This window comes from Kitasatospora sp. NPDC088351 (assembly GCF_040685575.1).
Classification (GTDB): domain Bacteria; phylum Actinomycetota; class Actinomycetes; order Streptomycetales; family Streptomycetaceae; genus Kitasatospora.
On the sequence record NZ_JBFBIL010000008.1, the window covers coordinates 85664 to 103334 of the forward strand.

At 75.1% G+C, this 17671-nt stretch carries 19 protein-coding genes; 11 read left to right on the forward strand and 8 right to left on the reverse strand.

Annotated features, from left to right (window positions below):
• Positions 1–28: 28 nt before the first annotated feature.
• Positions 29–670, forward strand: a complete 642-nt coding sequence (locus AB0P06_RS08865) for an LUD domain-containing protein (RefSeq protein WP_363606322.1) — start codon at positions 29–31, stop codon at positions 668–670.
• Here AB0P06_RS08865 and ddaH read toward each other — a convergent pair.
• On the reverse strand, positions 657–1484 hold the full coding sequence (gene ddaH, locus AB0P06_RS08870) for a dimethylargininase (protein WP_363606179.1): 828 nt from the start codon (positions 1482–1484) through the stop codon (positions 657–659). The genes AB0P06_RS08865 and ddaH overlap by 14 nt on opposite strands.
• A gap of 315 nt (positions 1485–1799) precedes the next feature.
• On the opposite strand from ddaH, the gene AB0P06_RS08875 reads away from it, so the two are divergent.
• Positions 1800–2582: an SGNH/GDSL hydrolase family protein gene (locus AB0P06_RS08875; RefSeq protein ID WP_363606180.1), complete on the forward strand. Its 783-nt coding sequence runs from the start codon at positions 1800–1802 to the stop codon at positions 2580–2582.
• 61 nt (positions 2583–2643) lie between these two features.
• Here AB0P06_RS08875 and AB0P06_RS08880 read toward each other — a convergent pair whose 3' ends face one another.
• The gene (locus tag AB0P06_RS08880) at positions 2644–3882 is read right to left on the reverse strand and encodes an MFS transporter (RefSeq protein ID WP_363606181.1); all 1239 of its coding nucleotides are present in this window, start codon (positions 3880–3882) and stop codon (positions 2644–2646) included.
• A 65-nt stretch (positions 3883–3947) separates the two neighbouring features.
• On the opposite strand from AB0P06_RS08880, the gene AB0P06_RS08885 reads away from it, so the two are divergent.
• Positions 3948–4406 carry a helix-turn-helix domain-containing protein gene (locus tag AB0P06_RS08885; RefSeq protein WP_363606183.1) on the forward strand — a complete coding sequence of 153 codons (459 nt, stop codon included), beginning with the start codon at positions 3948–3950 and terminating at the stop codon, positions 4404–4406.
• A gap of 70 nt (positions 4407–4476) precedes the next feature.
• On the opposite strand, the gene AB0P06_RS08890 is transcribed toward AB0P06_RS08885, so the two are convergent.
• The 3 genes from AB0P06_RS08890 to AB0P06_RS08900 form a co-directional block, all read right to left on the reverse strand.
• The gene (locus AB0P06_RS08890; RefSeq protein WP_363606185.1) at positions 4477–4902 is read right to left on the reverse strand and encodes a DUF2809 domain-containing protein; all 426 of its coding nucleotides are present in this window, start codon (positions 4900–4902) and stop codon (positions 4477–4479) included.
• A gap of 155 nt (positions 4903–5057) precedes the next feature.
• Positions 5058–5642 carry a rhodanese-like domain-containing protein gene (locus AB0P06_RS08895; RefSeq protein ID WP_363606187.1) on the reverse strand — a complete coding sequence of 195 codons (585 nt, stop codon included), beginning with the start codon at positions 5640–5642 and terminating at the stop codon, positions 5058–5060.
• A gap of 93 nt (positions 5643–5735) precedes the next feature.
• Entirely contained in the window at positions 5736–7121 is a 1386-nt protein-coding gene (locus tag AB0P06_RS08900; protein ID WP_363606188.1) for a rhodanese-like domain-containing protein, read from the reverse strand.
• Between the two features lie 541 nt (positions 7122–7662).
• Here AB0P06_RS08900 and AB0P06_RS08905 point away from each other — a divergent pair.
• The 4 genes from AB0P06_RS08905 (at position 7663) to AB0P06_RS08920 (ending at position 11065) form a co-directional block, all read left to right on the forward strand.
• Positions 7663–8454, forward strand: coding sequence for a sulfite exporter TauE/SafE family protein (locus AB0P06_RS08905; protein WP_363606189.1), 792 nt, complete (start codon positions 7663–7665; stop codon positions 8452–8454).
• Positions 8455–8624: 170 nt separating this feature from the next.
• Complete coding sequence (locus AB0P06_RS08910; RefSeq protein ID WP_363606191.1) at positions 8625–8888, forward strand: hypothetical protein; 264 nt, start codon at positions 8625–8627, stop codon at positions 8886–8888.
• Between the two features lie 17 nt (positions 8889–8905).
• Entirely contained in the window at positions 8906–9337 is a 432-nt protein-coding gene (locus AB0P06_RS08915) for a PPOX class F420-dependent oxidoreductase (RefSeq protein WP_363606192.1), read from the forward strand.
• 273 nt (positions 9338–9610) lie between these two features.
• On the forward strand, positions 9611–11065 hold the full coding sequence (locus tag AB0P06_RS08920) for a DUF2252 domain-containing protein (RefSeq protein WP_363606194.1): 1455 nt from the start codon (positions 9611–9613) through the stop codon (positions 11063–11065).
• Between the two features lie 174 nt (positions 11066–11239).
• On the opposite strand, the gene AB0P06_RS08925 is transcribed toward AB0P06_RS08920, so the two are convergent.
• Positions 11240–12727, reverse strand: a complete 1488-nt coding sequence (locus AB0P06_RS08925; protein ID WP_363606195.1) for an MFS transporter — start codon at positions 12725–12727, stop codon at positions 11240–11242.
• Positions 12724–13287, reverse strand: coding sequence for an XRE family transcriptional regulator (locus tag AB0P06_RS08930; protein WP_363606196.1), 564 nt, complete (start codon positions 13285–13287; stop codon positions 12724–12726). Before AB0P06_RS08930 ends, AB0P06_RS08925 begins: the two co-directional genes overlap by 4 nt.
• A 215-nt stretch (positions 13288–13502) precedes the next feature.
• On the opposite strand from AB0P06_RS08930, the gene AB0P06_RS08935 reads away from it, so the two are divergent.
• Genes AB0P06_RS08935 through AB0P06_RS08945 form a run of 3 tightly spaced genes read left to right on the forward strand, consistent with a single transcriptional unit; the run spans position 13503 to position 16383 of the window.
• On the forward strand, positions 13503–13736 hold the full coding sequence (locus AB0P06_RS08935) for a ferredoxin (protein ID WP_363606198.1): 234 nt from the start codon (positions 13503–13505) through the stop codon (positions 13734–13736).
• A complete protein-coding gene (locus AB0P06_RS08940; RefSeq protein WP_363606199.1) occupies positions 13726–15120 on the forward strand; it encodes an FAD/NAD(P)-binding oxidoreductase in 1395 nt (464 codons plus the stop codon). The genes AB0P06_RS08935 and AB0P06_RS08940 overlap by 11 nt, the downstream gene beginning before the upstream one ends.
• A gap of 30 nt (positions 15121–15150) precedes the next feature.
• Positions 15151–16383 carry a cytochrome P450 gene (locus tag AB0P06_RS08945; RefSeq protein ID WP_363606200.1) on the forward strand — a complete coding sequence of 411 codons (1233 nt, stop codon included), beginning with the start codon at positions 15151–15153 and terminating at the stop codon, positions 16381–16383.
• A gap of 61 nt (positions 16384–16444) precedes the next feature.
• On the opposite strand, the gene AB0P06_RS08950 is transcribed toward AB0P06_RS08945, so the two are convergent.
• Positions 16445–16927, reverse strand: coding sequence for a GNAT family N-acetyltransferase (locus AB0P06_RS08950; RefSeq protein WP_363606201.1), 483 nt, complete (start codon positions 16925–16927; stop codon positions 16445–16447).
• 148 nt (positions 16928–17075) lie between these two features.
• On the opposite strand from AB0P06_RS08950, the gene AB0P06_RS08955 reads away from it, so the two are divergent.
• A complete protein-coding gene (locus tag AB0P06_RS08955) occupies positions 17076–17663 on the forward strand; it encodes a DinB family protein (protein ID WP_363606202.1) in 588 nt (195 codons plus the stop codon).
• Positions 17664–17671: the final 8 nt, after the last annotated feature.

Genomic DNA, 17671 nt, shown 5'->3' on the forward strand with positions numbered 1-17671 from the left:
CGGAGAACCCCTGCCCACCGGAGGACCTTTGAACTCCCGCGAGCTGATCCTCGGCCGGATCCGTGCCGCACTGGGCGAGCCCGCCCCGCCGCCCGAACAGCCGCTGCCCCGCGACTATCTGAGCAGCCACACCCCGGAGGACGACCCGGCGGCGCTGCTCGACCTGCTGCACCACAACCTGGCCGACTACCGTGCCCTGGTCCACCGCTGCACCACCGACCGGCTCCCGGCGCTGATCGCGGAGCTGCTCACCGCGCGCGGCTCCCGGACCGTCGCCGCCCCGCCCGGCCTGCCGCCGTCCTGGCTCTCCGCCGCCACCGCACGGCCGCTGCCGGACGACGGCACCCTCACCGCCGCCCGCCTCGACACCGTGGACAGCGTGGTCACCGGCTGCGCCCTGGCGATCGCCGAGACCGGCACGCTGGTCCTGGACGCCGGCCCCGCCCAGGGCCGACGGCTGCTCACCCTCGTCCCCGACCACCACATCTGCGTCGTCCTGGCGCCCGGGCAGGTCGTCCCGTCCGTCCCCCGGGCGCTCCCGCGCCTCGACCCGGCCCGGCCGCAGACCTGGATCTCCGGCCCGTCCGCCACCAGCGACATCGAACTCGACCGGGTGGAGGGCGTGCACGGCCCGCGCACCCTGGAGGTCGTGCTGGTCACTCCGGCCTGAGCTCCAGGGTGCAGCACTTGGCACCGCCACCGCCCTTGAGCAGTTCGGAGAGGTCCACCGGGACGGGCTCGTAGCCGTGCCCGGCCAGCCGGGCGGCCAGACTCCCGGCGGCCTCCGGCAGCAGCACCCGGCGGCCGTCCGAGACGGCGTTGAGACCGAACACCTCGGCGTCCGCACGGTCGGCGAGGATCGCGTCCGGGAAGAGCGCGCGCAGCGCGGCCCGGCTGTCGGGGGCGAAGGCCCCGGGGTAGTACATGATGTGGTCGTCGTCGAGCACGGCGAGCGCGGTGTCCAGGTGGTAGAAGCGCGGATCCACCAGGGTCAGGCTGAGCACCGGGACGCCGAACATCGCGCCGGCCTCGGCGTGCGCGGCACGGTCGGTGCGAAAACCCGTCCCGGCCAGCACCAGGCGGCCGGCCACCAGGTGGTCGCCCTCGCCCTCGTTGACGTACCCGGCACGGCGCACCTCCCGGTAGCCGCGGGCCCGGAACCAGGCGTGGTAGGCGTCCGACTCGCCGGCCCGCTCGGGGTGCCGGAAGGTGGCGACCAGCGCCCGGCCGCCCAGCACGGTGGCGCCGTTGGCGGCGTAGACCATGTCGGGCAGGCCGGGCAGCGGGTCGATCAGCTCGACGGTGTGGCCGAGTTCGCGGTACAGCGCGTACAGCCGCTCCCACTGGCGCACGGCCAGCGCGGTGTCGGTCGGCCGCGCCGGGTCCATCCACGGGTTGATCGCGTAGCCGACGGTGAAGTACGTCGGGCGGCACATCAGATAGCGCCGCGGCCGGGCGGTGCGGTCGGGGGTTCGGTTCGGCATACGGCAGCCTCCGCCGTCCGGAGTGCGGGAGGACGTTCGTACGGAAGTACGGTCCAGAGGGCGGGCTGCCCAGGCCGGGCCGTTCGCACGCACACGCGGACACCCCCGGTGGGCGCAAGCCCCCAGCGCACCGGCGCGGCCCCCGGCGCACGGGGTGCGGGGGCGCGCTGGGTGGACCGCCGCGGGAGACCCGCTACCAGCGCACCGCCGCGAAGCCGACCGGACCGCCCTCCGCGCCCACGTGGCCGATCTCACGTACCGCGACGGGCCACCTACGGTGGCGTAGGTCACTTGAGACAGTGAACTATCTCCTTCATGCCGAACCTCCAGGAGACCCTTGACCTCAGTTCGTACGCCGCCCTCGGCGACAGCTTCACCGAGGGGCTGAACGACCCCGGCGCCGACGGCGCCTTCGCCGGCTGGGCCGACCGGCTCGCCGGCCTGCTCGCCGAAGGGCGGCCGCCGGGCGGGTTCCGCTACGCCAACCTCGCGGTGCGCGGCCGGCTGCTGGACCAGATCACGGCCGAGCAGGTGCCGCAGGTCCGCCGGATCCAGCCCGACCTGGTCACCTTCTGCGCGGGCGGCAACGACATCCTGCGCCCGGGCAGCGACCCCGACGAGGTGGCCGAGCGCTTCGAGGCGGCCGTGGTCCAACTCGCCGCCTCCGCCGGTACGGTGCTGATCTGCACCGGCTTCGACACCCGGGGCGTGCCGCTGCTGAAGCACCTGCGCGGCAAGATCGCCACCTACAACGGCCACATGCGGGCCGTCGCCGACCGCAACGGCTGCGAGGTCGCCGACCTCTGGTCGCTGCGCGCCGTGCAGGACCGCCGGGCCTGGAGCGAGGACCGGCTGCACCTGTCCGGCGAGGGGCACCAGCGGGTCGCCCTGCTGGCCGCCCGCTCACTGGGGCTGCGTACCGAGCAGGACCCGGAGGCGCCCTGGCCGACGGTGCCCGCGCAGTCCCCCGCCGAACAGCGCCGGGAGAACATCCAGTGGGCCCGTGAGTACCTGCTGCCGTGGGTCGGCCGACGGCTGCGCGGCGAGTCCTCCGGCGACCACGTCGAGGCGAAGCGACCGGAACTGCTCCCCCTCTGACGGACCGTCCGGCCGTGGACCGCCCTTGCGGCACCCGGCCGGCCGCCCGTTCGGGCGCCCTTCAGCACCCCGGCGCGGCGGCCCCTCCGCTCGAATCGGCAGATCGGGCACGGGGCCGCAGCGTCCAGGACCAGGCGGCGAGCGCGAGCAGGCTGAACGCCGCGCCGAGCAGGCAGACACCCGGCCAGCCGGCCGCCGCGTACACCGCCGTGGAGGCGATGGCACCGACCGCGCTGCCGACCGAGTAGAACACCATGTAGCCGCCGATCAGCCGGCCTCCGGCGGCCGGGTCCAGGGCGAGCACCATGGTCTGGTTGGTGACGTGGACGGCCTGCACCGCGAGGTCCAGCAGGATCGCGCCGAGCGCCAGCGCCCAGAGCGACTGCCGGGTGAGCGCCAGCGGCAGCCAGGAGAGCGCCAGCAGGCCGAGACCGAGACCGACCGTCCACTGGCCGCGCCCCCGGTCGTACAGCCGTCCGGCCGGGGCCGCGGCCAGCGCGCCCGCCGCGCCGACCAGGCCGAACGCGCCGATCGCGGCGGGCGACAGCGACAGCGGCTCCTCGCTCAGCGGCAGCGCGACGCAGCTCCACAGCGTGCTGAAGGACGCGAACACCAGCATGGTGATCAACCCCCGCCGCCGGAAGACGGGTTCGCGCAGCGGCAGCCGGACGAGCGCGCGGAGCGCCGGCCGGTAACCGGCCGCGTCCGGCCGCGGGAGGGTGCGCGGCAGGGCACGGCGCAGCGCCCCGGCGACGAGCAGCGAGAGCACGGCCGAGAACGCGTATACCGACCGCCACCCCGCGAGGCCGGCCAGCAGACCGGCGACCGTCCGGGCCAGCAGGATGCCGACGACCACACCGCTGGTCACCAGGCCCACCACCCGCCCGCGTTCGCCGTCCGGGGCGAGCACCGAGGCGAACGCCACCAGGGACTGCGTCAGCACCGCGAGCAGCCCGACGCCCGCGAGGCCGGCCAGCAGGACGGGCGCGCTGCCGGCCGTGGCCACCACGGTCAGCGCGAGCGCCAGCAGCACGGCCTGCGCGGTGACCAGGCGGCGGCGTTCCAGCAGGTCGCCGAGCGGTACCAGCAGGATCAGGCCCAGGCCGTAGCCGACCTGGGTCAGGGTCACCACGGCGCCCACCGCGGCCCGGCCGATGGCGAGTTCGTCGGCGATGGCGACCAGCAGGGGCTGGGCGAAGTACACGTTGGCCACCGCGACCCCGCAGGCGAGGGCGAACAGCAGGGTGAGGTGCCGGGGCAGCGCCCGCGGCGGACTCTGGTTGCAAGTTGCTACCTTCATGGCCGCACGGTAGCCCGCTGCGGTAGCATGTTGCAACCAGGAAGGGCGAGCGCCGGGAGGCAGCCATGGTGAAACGGACCCGCTTCGACGACAGTTCGTGCCCGGTCGCCCGCTCGGTCGACGCGATCGGCGACTGGTGGTCCCTTCTGATCGTGCGCGACGCCTTCGACGGCAGCCGGCGGTTCGGCGAGTTCCAGCGCAGCCTCGGCGTGGCCAAGAACATCCTCAGCGCCCGGCTGCGGGCCCTGGTCGACGGCGGTGTGCTCGCCGTCGTCCCCGCCTCCGACGGCAGCGCCTACCGCGAGTACGTCCTCACCCCCAAGGGCGAGGACCTCTTCCCCGTCGTCGTCGCCCTCCGGCAGTGGGGCGAGCGCCACTTCTTCGACCCCGACGAGCCCCACTCCGAACTCCTCGACCGCCGGGACGACCGCCCGCTGGGCCCGCTCGCGGTGCACGCCGCCGACGGCCGCCCGCTCGCCCCGGCGGACACCCTGGTGCGGAAGGTGCCGCCGGGGGACGGATGAGCGGCCGCCCACGCGGGCGACCGGCCGGGCGGGTCGAGGGGGTCGAGTGGCAGGCCGGTGTGCGCGGGCTTCAGCGCGTTCGCGCCGGCCGGCGGTTCGCCGACGGCGCGCGCACCGCGCCGAGGCCGGTGTGCGCCGCGCCGGCGAGCACGGCGCCGACCAGGTACCAGGCCAGGTCCGGCGGGTTGAACGTGGAGCCGAGCACCAGCCGGGCGAGCGCACTGCGGTGGCCCAGATCGTCCGGCACACCGGTGAGTTGGAAGAACTCGACCGCCCAGCTCAGACCGGCCGCCCACGCGCCCGCGCGCACCGGCCGCAGCCGCGGCGCGGCGAGCACCACCAGGGCGTACACCAGCACCGTGTACAGCGCGTCCCCGGCGTACTTGGCGACCTCGCCGCCCGCCACCGCCCGCACCCCGAGCCCGGCCGCCACCGTCAGCACCGCGGCCGCGCCGGCGGCCGCCCGCACGCCCCGGCTCCCCCGAAGACCGTCCATCCGGCCCACCTTACAGCGCGGCCCTGTCCCGCTCGGGGCGCTGCGCCGACCGCGGGAACAGCGGGCAGGGGGCTCCTCGGCGCCGTACATCCCGGGGGCGGGGGACGCCACCACCGGCAGCGGCCGAACAGGGCGCTGCCGGTGGTGACACAAGGTCACGGGCGCTCGCGCAGACCGGCGATGACGGTACGGGCGTCCACCCGCGGCCCGCGGTTGTACGGGAGCCTGGAGAGCATCGTGCCCATGGCGCAGCTGTTGGTGAGCGCGGCGAAGACCAGGCCCGCGCCGACGGCGGTACCGACCAGGTGCAGGCCGGGCACCGCCAGACCCACCAGGCCGGAGGCCGCGACGATGGTTCCGGCGACGAGCCGGACCTGGCGCTCCAGTTCCCAGCGGGCCGGGCCGCGGTTGACCGGGCCGCCGGTCGCCTCCCAGGCGGTCATCCCGCCGTCGAGCACGCGCAGGTTCGCGAGGCCGGCTTCGGCGAGGGCCCGCCCGGCCTGCGTGGCGCGGGCGCCCGAGCGGCAGATCAGGACGACGTCCTCGTCGAGGTGGTGCAGGAGTTCGGCGCGGCGCTCGCGCAGCGTGTCGAGGGGGACGTTGCAGGCGCCGGGGATGTGGACGGTGCGGAACTCGCCGGGGGTGCGGACGTCCAGCAGCCGTGGGCCGCCGCCGTCCTTGGTGAGTTCGCGCAGTGCGGCCGCGGTGAGTGCGGCGGGGGTGCGGGTGGTGGTGGTCATGGGAGAGGTCCTCCGTGGTGTCGGGCTGGGGTGTCGGTCCGGCCGCGTCGGATGCGGGCCGGGGGGATGCGGGCCTGGGATGCCGGGTCGCGGTCAGGCCGCCGCCGGGGCGGTCAGCACCTCCCAGGCGCCGTAGCCGCCCAGGATGTCGGAGACGTCGGTGAAGCCGTGGTGGCGCAGCAGGCTGGCGGCGATGGAGGAGCGGTGCCCGCCCGCGCAGTGCAGGACCAGCGGGCGGTCGGTGGGGAGCTCGTCCAGACGGGCGGGCAGCTCGTTGAGCGCGATGTGCAGGGAGCCGTCGATGAAGCCGGCCGCGCGCTCGCCGCAGGTGCGCACGTCCAGGACGACCGGGGGCCGCTCACCGGCGAGCGCGGTGCGCAACTGGTCGGCGGTCAGGCGGCCGGCCGGGGCGACGTCGTCGGCCAGGGCGGCCAGGGCGGTCTCGGGGTCGCGCAGGTAGCCGGCGACCCGGTCGAAGCCGATCCGGGCGAGACGGGTGACGACCTCCGCCTCGCGGTCCTGCGGCGCGACGACCACGATCCGGTCCTCGGGCGACAGGACGGCGCCGGCCTGCTCGGCGAAGCGCCCGTCGGCGGGGACGTTGATCGCCTCGCGCAGGTGGCCGGCGCCGAACTCCTGCGGGTCGCGGGCGTCGACGACGACGGCGCCGTCCTCGCGCAGGGCGAGGAACTCCTCGACGGGCAGCGGCCGGACGGCCGCCGACGGGTCGAACAGCGGGTGGTCCTGGCGGTTGAGGGCGGCGTCGTAGCCGAAGTAGCCCGGCGCGGCGGACTGGCCGGCGGTGACGATGGCGACGAACTCGTCCTCGCCCATCGGCGCGCAGGCGTAGTTGGTGGCGCGCTGGGCGCCGATGCTGGACTGGCGCTCGGTGGAGAGGTTCTTGCCGCAGGACGAGCCGGCGCCGTGCGCGGGGAAGACCCGCACCTCGTCCGGCAGCGCCATGAGCTTGCGCTGGACACTGTCGTACAGCATCCGGCCGAGCTCCTCGGCGGTCACGCCCACGGAGGCGAGCAGGTCGGGGCGGCCGACGTCGCCGATGAACAAGGCGTCACCGGTGAGCACGCCGTAGGGGATCTCGTCGCCGGCGTGCTCGCGGACCAGGATGCTGATCGACTCGGGGGTGTGGCCCGGGGTCTCCATGACCTCCAGCGTCACCTCGCCCAGGCTGATCCGCTCGCCGTCGGCGAGCCTGCGGATCGGGTACTCGGTCGCGGCCCGCCGCCCGTAGCCGATCCAGGCACCGGTGCGGGCGGCCAGCTCCAGGTGGCCGGCCAGGAAGTCCGCGTGGAAGTGGGTGTTGACGACCGCCTCGATGGTGAAGCCGTGCGCCTCGGCGTCGGCGACGTACTCCGAGACGTCGCGGCGCGGGTCGACGACGACGGCCTTGCCGGTGGACTCGTCGGCGATCAGGTAGGACGCCTGGGAGAGGCAGTCGAGGTAGTACTGGGCGAAGAACACGGGAACCTCCAGAACAAGGGCTTCATACCCGGTCGGGTATGTGGACGGTCGGCCGTGGCCGGCGGACGGGCCGGCGAACAGGCCGGTGGCCGGGCGCGGGCCCGGGCGGAGTGCGCCGGGCCGGGTGCGGCGTCGGGTCAGGTGCGGCGCGGACGGGGGCCGGCGGCGAAGGCCTCCAGGCCTGGTTCACGGGCCATGTCGCACCTCCGAATACCCCAGCAGGTATCTTCCCCTCGAACGTAAGGCAGCGGCCACCCGCTCGTCAAATACCCCCTAGGGCATATCCGAGGCCCTGCGCGGATGCGGCCGGGACTGCGGACGGGCCCGGAGCGGAGGCCGGGGAGGATCATACGGGTGGGGGTATACCCTGTGAAGAGCGAATACCCCCGCCGGTATCAACGCCGAGATGCCGCTCACGGCATCCACCCCCCCATCACACGATCCGGAGGACACCCATGCCGCGTTCCCCCGCACTCCCCTCCCTCCCGTCGGCAGCCACCGCGGACACCCACGGCAGGACCGTCTCAAGGGGGCCGGTCATATGACCACGCTCGTGCTCGCCCTCGTCGCCGGCGCCGTCGTCGGCCTGGCCCTCGGCGGACTGGGCGGCGGCGGCAGCATGCTCGCCGTCCCCGCGCTGATCTACCTGCTCGGCTTCACCCCCGCCCACGCCACCACCGCCAGCCTGGTGATCGTCGCGGTCACCTCGCTGACCGGCCTGCTCGCCCACGCCCGCGCCGGCCGGGTGCGCTGGCGCACCGGCGCCCTGTTCGCCGCCGCCGGGCTTCCCGCCGCTGCGGCGGGTGGCGCGCTCTCCGCGAACCTGCCCGCCGCCCTGCTCACCGCCGCCTTCGCCGCCCTGGCCGCGCTCGCGGCCTGGCGCATGCTCGCGGACGCCCGCAAACCCGCCGAACCGGAACCGGCCGACGCCGGGCCGACACCGACCGTCGGCGCCGCGCGTCCCACCGGCGCCGTACGTCCCGCCGCGACCGGCGCGGGCCTGGGCGCGGTCACCGGGCTGCTGGGCGTCGGCGGAGGCTTCCTCGCCGTACCCGCCCTGGTCTCCGCGCTGGCGTTCACCATGGCGGAGGCCATCGGCACCAGCCTGCTGGTGATCAGTGCCAACGCCACCGCGGCACTGCTGCCCCGGCTCGGCTCGGCCGGCAGCGTCGACTGGGCGGTCATCGGGCCGTTCACCGCCACCGCCGTGCTCGGCGCCTGGGACGGCAAGCGGCTGGCCGACCGTCTCAGCGGCCGCACCCTCCAGAAGGCGTTCGCCGTCGCGCTTCTGGCCGTCGCCGCCCTGATGGTCGCCGACGCCCTGTGGCGCTGACGCCGGCCGTACCCGCGGCGCACCACTGTCGCCCCCCGAAACCTCCCGCAGGAGAGCCATGACCGCCACCGCGGCCCCCCGCCCCCCACACCGGCACCGTCCGGCTCGGGCTCCGCGCCAACCTCCCGCAGTTCACCCTGCTCGTCGCGGTCAACGCACTCGTCGGCGGCATGCCCGGCCAGGAGCGCACCGTCCTGCCGCTGCTCGCGAGGGACGTCTTCCACCTGTCCGCCTGCACCGCGGCCCTCACCTGCATCGCCGCGTTCGGCGCGACGAAGGCCGTCACCAACCTGGCGGCCGGCGCCTGGGCCGACCGGTTCGGCCGCAGACCCGTGCTCATCACGGGCTGGCCCGGGGCGAGCCGGCGGCGTGCGGTCGTCCGACGGGCCCTGGGCCGACACACCGGCTTCCCCTTGACCTTCACACCGGTGTGAGCCCCGATGATGCTGCCATGACCGCCACACCGTTCAACCCGCACACGCTGCTCGAAGAGAGCCGGCTCGGCGTCCTGGCCACGATCAGGGCGGACGGACGGCCGCAGCTCTCCCCCGTCCTGCCCTTCTACGACCGGGCGGCGAACGTCATCCACGTCTCCACGACCGAGGGGAGGGCCAAGACGGCCAACCTGCGCCGGGACCCACGGGCCGCGCTGGAGGTGACCAGCCCCGACGGCAGGTCCTGGGCCACCGCCGAGGGCGTCGCGAGGCTCACCGGGCCGGGGACCGAGCCCGACGGACCGGAGGTCGAGGCGCTGGTGGACTACTACCGGGCCGCCGCCGGGGAGCACCCCGACTGGGACGAGTACCGGTCGGTGATGGTGTCCGACCGCCGGGTGCTGATCACCATCCCGGTCGACCACGTGTACGGCGCCAGAATCGGCTGACCCGACGGACGCCGCCCCCGCGCGGACACCACCGCGGGGGCAGCGGCCCGCCCCTCCCCGAACCGGCGGAACCCGGACCGGCGGAACCCGGACCGGCAGGGCCCGTAGCGCCGAGTCCCGCACCGCCCGTCGGGCCGGAACCGTCACCGGGCACCCGGACGTCCCTCTCCGCGCGGGCCGTTCAAGATGGCCCGGTAGCCTGCTGCGCGGCCCGCGAGGGGCCGGGTCCGTGCAGGTCGCGGGCGGGAGAACGGAAAGGCGGGGCGGGGCGCAGTGACGCAGCTGACCGAAGTGGTGAACGGGTCCGGAACACGGGCCGACGTGGTGGGGACGGGGCGGGCGGCGGGGCGGCGGTTCACCGTGGACGGGTTCGCGCCGCAGCAGGACGGTCTGGCGCGTGAGCGCGGCAAGGCCCTGCGCAAGCGCACCCCGCGCGAGTGGCACGCCGGGTTCACGCCCTCCCCCGACCGCCCGACCGCGGTCGAGGCGATCGAGGCGTCCAACGCCGGCCGGCTCGACGACCTGGTGCCGATCCGGCTCGGCCGGATGGCCGCCACGCCGTTCGCGTTCCTGCGCGGCGCGGCCGGCCTGATGGCCGCCGACCTGGTCGGCACGCCGACCACCGGGACGGCCGCCCAGCTCTGCGGTGACGCGCACGCCGCCAACTTCGGCCTCTACGGCGATGCCCGCGGCCAACTGGTCATGGACATCAACGACTTCGACGAGACCGTGCCCGGCCCCTGGGAGTGGGACCTCAAGCGGCTCGCCGCCAGCCTGGTGCTGGCCGGCCGGGAGATCGGCGCCGATGCGGCGACCGCGCGCCAGGCCGCGTTCGACACGGCCGGCTCGTACCGACGCACCATGCGCGCGCTCGCCAAGCTGCCCGCCCTGGACGCCTGGAACGCCGTCGCCGACGACGAGCTGGTCTCCTTCGCCCAGGCGCACGGCCTGGCCGAGGTGCTGCAGAGGGTCGGCGCGAAGGCGCTCGGCAACACCAGCGCGAGGTTCGCCGCCAAGTCCACCGTCCGCGACACGGAGGGTGGCCGGCGTTTCACCGCCGCTCCCCCGGTGCTCAGCGAGGTCACCGACGCGACGGCCGCCGCGGTGGCCGTCGCCCTCGGCCCGTACGTGCGGACGGTGCCCGCCGAACTGCACCCGCTGCTCTCCCGCTACCGCGTGCAGGACGTGGCGTTCCGGGTGGTGGGCACCGGCAGCGTCGGCACCCGCTCGTACGTCGTGCTGCTGACCGACCACCGCGATCAGCCGCTGGTGCTCCAGGTGAAGGAGGCCCGCCCGTCGGCGCTGCTGCCGCACCTGGCCCGCGCGGGCTACCCGGTGACGGCGCCGGACAGCCACGAGGGCCGGCGGGTGGTGCTCGGCCAGAAGCGCATGCAGGTGGTCAGTGACACCCTGCTCGGCTGGACCACCGCCGACGGACTGCCCTACCAGGTACGGCAGTTCCGCAACCGCAAGGGCAGCGTGGACCCGGCGGCGCTGCTGCCCGACCAGCTGGACGACTACGCCCGGATCACCGGTGCGCTGCTGGCCCGGGCCCACGCGCACACCGCGAACCCCGGCCTGATCGGCGGCTACTGCGGCAAGAACGAGGCGCTGGACGACGCGGTGGCCACGTTCGCGGTGGCCTACGCGGACCGCACGGAGGCGGACCACGCCGACCTGGTGGCGGCGATCCGGGCCGGCCGCCTCCCGGCCGAGCACGGCGTCTGACGGTCCGTCACATCCGTCCACCGCGGGCCCGGCCGGCGGGGTCGAGGAACGGCGCGACCGCCGCGACGAACTCCGCCGGCCGGGTGCGGTGCACCAGGTGCCCGGCCTCGACGGTGACCGGAATCCGCCGGTGGCGGCGCGGCCGGCTGTTCGCCGGCCGCGCGAACCCCCGTGTCAGCGCTCCGCCCGGACCGGCGAGGGGCCGGGCGCGGCCGCCGGCGCCGCGGCCTCGCCCGTGCGCCCCGCGCGGCTCGCGCACACCGAGGCCAGCACGGCCAGCCCCGCCACGGCCGCGCAGACCGCGCTCGCGTACAGATAGGCCGACCGGTGGCCGCCCCCGCCCGCGGTGGCGCGCAGATAGACCCCGGAGAGCGCGGAGACGCAGACCGCCGCCGCGATCCGCTGCGTCATCTGCAGGATCGCCCCGCTCACCCCGGCCGCCTCGGCGGGCGCGTGGCGCAGCACATACGCCTGGTTGGTCGCGCCCATCAGGCCGACGGCCGTGCCGCCGAACAGTTGCAGCACCGCGAGCAGCCAGGGCAGCAGCGCGGCGGGCGCCCAGTGCGCGACCAGCCCGCTGCCGAGCATCACCAGGGCGGAGCCGGTCATCCCCACGGTGACGGTCCGTCGGCCGAAGCGCCGGACGACCCGCCAGGCGAGCGCGGAGGCGAAGCCCATCGCCACCGCCGAGGGCAGCGAGACCAGGGCCGCGCCCATCGGCGAGAGGCCGAGGCCGTCCTGCAGGAACATGGTCAGCACCAGCCCGGCGGCGATGGAGGAGCCGAACTGGGCCATCGCCACCGCCGTGCCGAGCGCGTACGGCGCCGAGCGGAGCAGCGCCGGGTGGATCAGCGGGTGGCCGCCGGCCCGGGCGTAGCGGCGCTGCCACCAGGCCAGCGCGCCGAGCAGCAGGCAGGCGCCGGCGGCGAAGGCGAGCCAGCCGGCCCAGCCGGGCGGCTGGACGAAGGGCAGCATCAGCGTCAGGGTCAGCGCGGCGACCAGCAGCAGGCCGACCAGGTCGAGGTCGGCGTTCCGGCTGCTGGGGCGCGGGCGGGGCAGGTAGCGGGCCGCCAGGGCGACGGTGGCCAGCCCGAACGGTACGTTGAGCAGGAAGGTCAGCCGCCAGCCGAACCCGGGGCCGACCGCCGCCAGCACCGCGCCGCCGATGGGCGGGCCGAGCGCGAAGGCCAGGCCGCCGGTGACGGCGTACATGCCGAGCGCGCGGGCCCGCAACTGGCCGCTGAACACGTCCTGGAGGGTGCCGATCATCTGGGAGTTGACCAGCCCGGCCCCGGCGCCCTGGAGCAGCCGGGCGGCCACCAGGACCGTGGGGTCGGTGGCGGTCGCGGAGAGCAGGCTGACGGCGCTGAACAGGGCGAGGCCGGTGACGAAGAACCACTTGCGGCCCTTGACGTCGCCGAGCCGGCCGCCGGGCACCAGGGCGAGGCCGAAGGCCAGGGAGTACCCGGCGACGATCCACTGCAGGTGCGCGGGCTGGGCGTGCAGGCTCTCGCGCAGGGCGGGAATCGAGGTGTTGAGGACGGACTGGTCGAGCAGGGTGGTGAAGCCGCCCGCGACGCAGACCAGCAGGACGCGGCGGCCGGCGGCGTCGAAGCGCTCGGCGGATATCGGTCCGGTGGCGGCCGGCCCGGCGGGGCTCACGGTTCGACCACCACCAGCGCGTACCGGACGCCCTCGGGCCCGGGGTTGTGGAAGCGGGTGGCGCCACCGACGAAGCGCAGGCAGTCCCCGGCCGCGAGCAGCTGCGGCTCGCCGTCCACCGTGAGCTCCAGCCGGCCCTCCAGCACCCAGAGATGGTGCTCCAGGCAGGGGACGGACGGCCGGTCGTAGCCGAGGTCGGCGCCCGCGGGCAGCCTGCCCTCGATCATCTCGGCGCGCAGCGAGCCGTGCGGCGGGGAGACCGAGCGGCGGACGAAGCCGGTCTCCTCGTCCCGCCAGATCCGCTGGTCCCCGGCCCGGACCAGCCGGGCCGGGGCCGACTCGACCTCGGCCAGCAGCCGGGACATGGTGCGCCCGTAGACGGCGCAGAGCCGCCCCAGCAGAGCGGCCGTCGGGCTCACCTCGGCCCGCTCGACCCGGGAGAGCGTGGACCGGCTGACATCCGCCCGCCGGGCCAACTCCTCCAGGGTCCAGCCACGTTGGACCCGAAGCTCGGCGAGACGGGCGGCCAGCCGTTCATCGGCGGCGGTGTCGATTCCCATATTCGCGATGCTATCCCGAATCCGGGATCACCAGGGGCACGCCGACCAGGCAGCCGGGTCACCGGACCGCCGGAACTCCCGCGCGTGCCGCCGCGGGCGGGTCCGGTCATGCTGGAAGAGGGAGCCGCCGTCATCCGGCCGTGCGGGCAACCCGCCCACGCGGCCGTCGGGACGGAAGAGCCGGAACGGAAGAACGGAAGAGGGGCAGGGTCGGCATGAGAGTCGTCGTCGATCTCAACCGCTGCCAGGCGTTCGCCCAGTGCGTCTTCCTGGCACCCGAGGTTTTCGAACTGCACGGCGAGGAGTCCCTGATGTACCGGCCCCGCTTCGACGAGGCGCACCGCGACGACGTGCTGCGCGCGGCCGCCGCCTGCCCGGTCCAGGCCATTCTCGTCGACCGCCTGGACGATTCCCGGGACACCCGGACGAGGCACGGCGATGGTTGCTGACAGCGCCGTGCGGGCGTTCCGCAGAGACGGCCGCATCGTCATCGTCGGCGCCTCGCTCGCCGGGCTGCGCGCCGCCGAGCACCTGCGCGAGGAGGGGTTCGGCGGATCGCTCACCCTGGTCGGGGACGAGCCGTACGAACCCTACGACCGGCCACCGCTGTCCAAGCAGGTCCTCCTGGGCCAGGTGCTGCCGCAGGACACCGACCTGCCCCGGCGGCGGGCCGTGGACGCGCGGTGGAGACTCGGCACCGCCGCCACCGGACTCGACCGCGAGAACAGACGCGTCCTGCTGGCGGACGGCGACGCGGTGGAGTACGACCGCCTGCTCATCACCACCGGCGTGCGGTCGCGGCCCTGGCCGCAGGAGAGCGAGGCGTCGCTGGACGGCGTCTGCGTCCTGCGCACCAGGGACGACACCACCCGGCTGACCAGACGGCTCGCCGGGCGGCCCCGCAGGATCCTGGTCATCGGTGCCGGCTTCACCGGTTCGGAGATCGCCTCCGCCTGCCGGGAGCGGGGCCTGGAGGTCACCGTCGCCGAGCGCGGTCCTGCCCCGCTGGTCGGGGCGCTCGGCGGGGTCGTCGGCACCGCGGCGGCGGACCTCCAGCGCGACCACGGTGTCGACCTGCGCTGCGGGATCACGGTGACCGCCCTGGAGGGCGACCCGGCCGGACGGCTGCGCCGCGCCCACCTGTCCGACGGCAGCCAGCTGGACGCGGACGTGGCGGTGGTGGCGCTCGGCGCGGTCCGCAACACCGGGTGGCTGGAGGGGACCGGGCTGGCGGCGGGCCCACGCGGGATCGCCTGCGACGCCGGCTGCCGGGCCTTCGACATCCACGGCATCGTCACCGACGACATCTTCGCCGCGGGCGACGTGGCCCGCACCCCCCACCCGCTGTTCGGCTACCAGTTCCTGTCACTGGAGCACTGGGGCAACGCCGTGGCACAGGCCGAGATCGCGGCGCACAACATGATCAGCCCCGGGACGGAGCGCCGCCCGCACCTGTGGACGCCCGCGTTCTGGTCCGCGCAGTTCGGCGTCACCGTCAAGTCGGTCGGAGTGCCCTCGATGGCCGACGAACTGGTCGTCACCCAGGGCTCGCTCGCCGAGCGCCGCTTCGTGGCCGCCTACGGCCACCAGGGCCGCATCATCGCCGCCGTCGGCTTCGACCAGGCGAAATGGATGGGTTTCTACCAGCGGCTGATCGAGCACGCGGCCCCCTTCCCGCCCTCCTTCCACGCCGTCGACCGACCGGGCGGGGGACAGCAGCCGGTACCGGCCCGGTTCCCCGACCCGGCACTGCCCAGCCACGGCCCCACCGTCACCCTCACCGGTCACTCGCCCAGCGAGCGGCGGGTCGTCTTCACACCCGCCCCGGCCTGACCGGCGGGCCGAGCCCCAAGGAACCCGCCCATGCCCTCCACCAGCCCGGTCCGGCAGATCCTCGACCAGAGCAACCGCGCCGACCCCTACCCCCTCTACGCCGAGCTCCGCCGCACCCCGGTGCTGCGCGACGAGAGCGGCGTCCACCTGGTGACCACCTACTGGGAGATCCGCGGGCTGCTCGAGGATCCGCGCATCAGCTCCGACGTGCGCAGCCGCGCCCCCGGAACGTCCAGCCCCCTGCGCGGCGCGGCCGAGGACGAGACCCTTCCGCCGGCCTTCATCGGGCTCGACCCTCCCGAGCACGACCGGCTGCGCCGGCTGGCCATGCGGCCCTTCGGCCCCCCGCACAGCCCCCGCCGCATCCACGACATGCGCGGCGAGCTGACCCGGACCGTCTCCGGCCTCATCGACGCCCTGGACGGCCGGCAGGAGTTCGACGTGGTCGACGACTTCGCCTACCCCTTCCCCGTCACGGTGATCTGCCGGCTGCTGGGCGTGCCCAAGGCGGACGAACCGCACTTCCGCGTCCTGGTCGACGCGGCACTCGCCGGCCTCAGACCGACCGAGGACCCGGCCGAGCAGCTCCGCACGGCCCAACGGGGCCGCCACGAACTCGGCCAGTACCTCTGGGGGCTGACCGAGGAGCACCGCCACCACCCCGGCGACGACATGCTCTCCGCCTGGGCCACCGACTCCGGACCGCACGGCAGCCTCTCGCCGATCGAACTGGTCAGCACCGCCGTCCTGTTGCTGATCGCCGGCCACGAGACCACCGTCAACCTGGTCACCAACGGCATGCTCACCCTGCTGCGCCACCCCGAGGAGCTGCGGCGGCTGCGGGACGCCCCCGAGACGGCGCCCGCCCTCGTGGAGGAACTGCTGCGCTACGAACCGCCCGTGCACATCCTGCCCCAGCGCAGCCCCCTGGAGGACATCGAGATCGCCGGCACCGTCCTCCCCAAGGGCGAGCCGGTCTGGCTGCTGCTCGCCTCGGGCAACCGGGACCCCAAGCGCTTCCCCGACCCCGACCGCTTCGACCCGACCCGCGAGGACACCCAGCACCTCGGCTTCGGGTACGGGATCCACCACTGCTTCGGAGCGCCGCTCGCCCGCCTGGAGGCGCACATCGCCCTGACCGGACTCGCCCGGCGGCTGCGCGATCCCCGGCTGGTGGCCGACCCGCCGCCGTACCGGCCCAGCCCGGTCCTGCGCGGTCCCCGCCATCTGGCCGTGGCCTTCGACGGCCTTGAGGCGCCGTAGCGCTTCCTGTCAGGTGGTCCGTCCGGGCCGCGCGCCGTCCGGTCGGCACGGTGACTCGCGGTCAGTGCAGCGGCTTGGCCATCACGCACTCCCTGGTCGCGCCGTCGGGCAGCAGGTCGCCGGGCTCTTCCGTGACGGCGAACCCGTGGCGCAGGTAGAGGGCGAGGGCGGGGTCGTTGCCCGGGATCACGGCGAGCCTCAGCACCGTGCCGCCCGACCGCAGGGCCCAGGCCTCGATCGCCGTGAGCAGCCGGTCTCCGACGCCGCGGCCGCGCGCCCCGGGAGCGACCCAGACCGACCTCAGCTCCTTCCCGGTGCCGTCCCCGGGGACGCCGCGGGCCATTCCGACGGCCCGGCCGTCCAGCAGGGCGACGACGTGGTGGGCGCCGGGCGCCCGGAAGCCGGACCGCCAGCGCTCTTCGCCGCCGTCCTGCCAGTCCGCGAGCCGGGACTTGAACGCGTGCGGCGCCTCGGCGAGCGCGGCGAGGCGGACCTCCCGCCACAACGGCCAGTCGTCTGTCGTGAGAACGCGCAGAGTCAGCATGCGGGCGAGTCTGTCGCACCGCCCACGGGGCGGTCCACGGCATTTGCCCTGGCCGCGGCAGGGGCGGCAGCGGCTGCGCGTGGCCACGGGCGGAGGGGGGTGGACAAAGAGGGTGAACAAAGACCGCGTGGACGGCAGACTGGCCCCCATGGCTGCATCGGATCCCAAGGAAGACCTGCGCGTCTATCTTCAGGACGCCCGCGACGTCCTGCTGTGGAAGCTTGACGGTCTGTCCGAGTACGACGTTCGCCGCCCCATGACACCGACCGGCACCAATCTGCTGGGGCTGGTCAAGCACATGACCGGCGCGGAGGCGATGTACCTCGGCGAGGGCTTCGGGCGGCCGTTCGACGGGCCGCCGCTCTGGATCACCGGTGACGCCGAGCCGAACTCGGACCTGTGGGCGAGGCCCGACGAGACCCGTGAGCAGATCGTCGGACTGTACCGCCGGGTATGGGCCCACGCGGACGCGACGATCGAGTCGCTGCCCCTGGACGCGGTCGGCCGGGTGCCCTGGGGGCGGCGGAGTGAGGTGACGCTCCACCGCGCGCTGGTCCACCTGATCGCCGAGACCGACCGGCACGCCGGGCACGCCGACATCGTGCGGGAACTCGTCGACGGGGCCGTGGGGCAGCGGAGCGACAGCGGCAACATGGCACCCGGGGACGCCGTGTGGTGGGAGGACCACCGGAACCGCGTGGAGCGGGCGGCCAAGGAGGCCGACCACGGCGCGTAGTCGGGAGA

Excerpts from the sequence above, each read along its gene's own strand:
- AB0P06_RS08875 (WP_363606180.1), top strand. The coding sequence starts at position 1,800 with ATGCCGAACCTCCAGGAGACCCTTGACCTCAGTTCGTACGCCGCCCTC.
- AB0P06_RS08930 (WP_363606196.1), bottom strand. The coding sequence starts at position 13,287 with ATGGGAATCGACACCGCCGCCGATGAACGGCTGGCCGCCCGTCTCGCC.
- AB0P06_RS08890 (WP_363606185.1), bottom strand. The coding sequence starts at position 4,902 with ATGGACGGTCTTCGGGGGAGCCGGGGCGTGCGGGCGGCCGCCGGCGCG.
- AB0P06_RS08910 (WP_363606191.1), top strand. The coding sequence starts at position 8,625 with ATGCCCGGCCAGGAGCGCACCGTCCTGCCGCTGCTCGCGAGGGACGTC.
- AB0P06_RS08885 (WP_363606183.1), top strand. The coding sequence starts at position 3,948 with ATGGTGAAACGGACCCGCTTCGACGACAGTTCGTGCCCGGTCGCCCGC.
- AB0P06_RS08950 (WP_363606201.1), bottom strand. The coding sequence starts at position 16,927 with ATGCTGACTCTGCGCGTTCTCACGACAGACGACTGGCCGTTGTGGCGG.
- AB0P06_RS08880 (WP_363606181.1), bottom strand. The coding sequence starts at position 3,882 with ATGAAGGTAGCAACTTGCAACCAGAGTCCGCCGCGGGCGCTGCCCCGG.
- AB0P06_RS08895 (WP_363606187.1), bottom strand. The coding sequence starts at position 5,642 with ATGACCACCACCACCCGCACCCCCGCCGCACTCACCGCGGCCGCACTG.
- AB0P06_RS08915 (WP_363606192.1), top strand. The coding sequence starts at position 8,906 with ATGACCGCCACACCGTTCAACCCGCACACGCTGCTCGAAGAGAGCCGG.
- AB0P06_RS08945 (WP_363606200.1), top strand. The coding sequence starts at position 15,151 with ATGCCCTCCACCAGCCCGGTCCGGCAGATCCTCGACCAGAGCAACCGC.
- AB0P06_RS08905 (WP_363606189.1), top strand. The coding sequence starts at position 7,663 with ATGACCACGCTCGTGCTCGCCCTCGTCGCCGGCGCCGTCGTCGGCCTG.
- AB0P06_RS08940 (WP_363606199.1), top strand. The coding sequence starts at position 13,726 with ATGGTTGCTGACAGCGCCGTGCGGGCGTTCCGCAGAGACGGCCGCATC.
- ddaH (WP_363606179.1), bottom strand. The coding sequence starts at position 1,484 with ATGCCGAACCGAACCCCCGACCGCACCGCCCGGCCGCGGCGCTATCTG.
- AB0P06_RS08955 (WP_363606202.1), top strand. The coding sequence starts at position 17,076 with ATGGCTGCATCGGATCCCAAGGAAGACCTGCGCGTCTATCTTCAGGAC.
- AB0P06_RS08935 (WP_363606198.1), top strand. The coding sequence starts at position 13,503 with ATGAGAGTCGTCGTCGATCTCAACCGCTGCCAGGCGTTCGCCCAGTGC.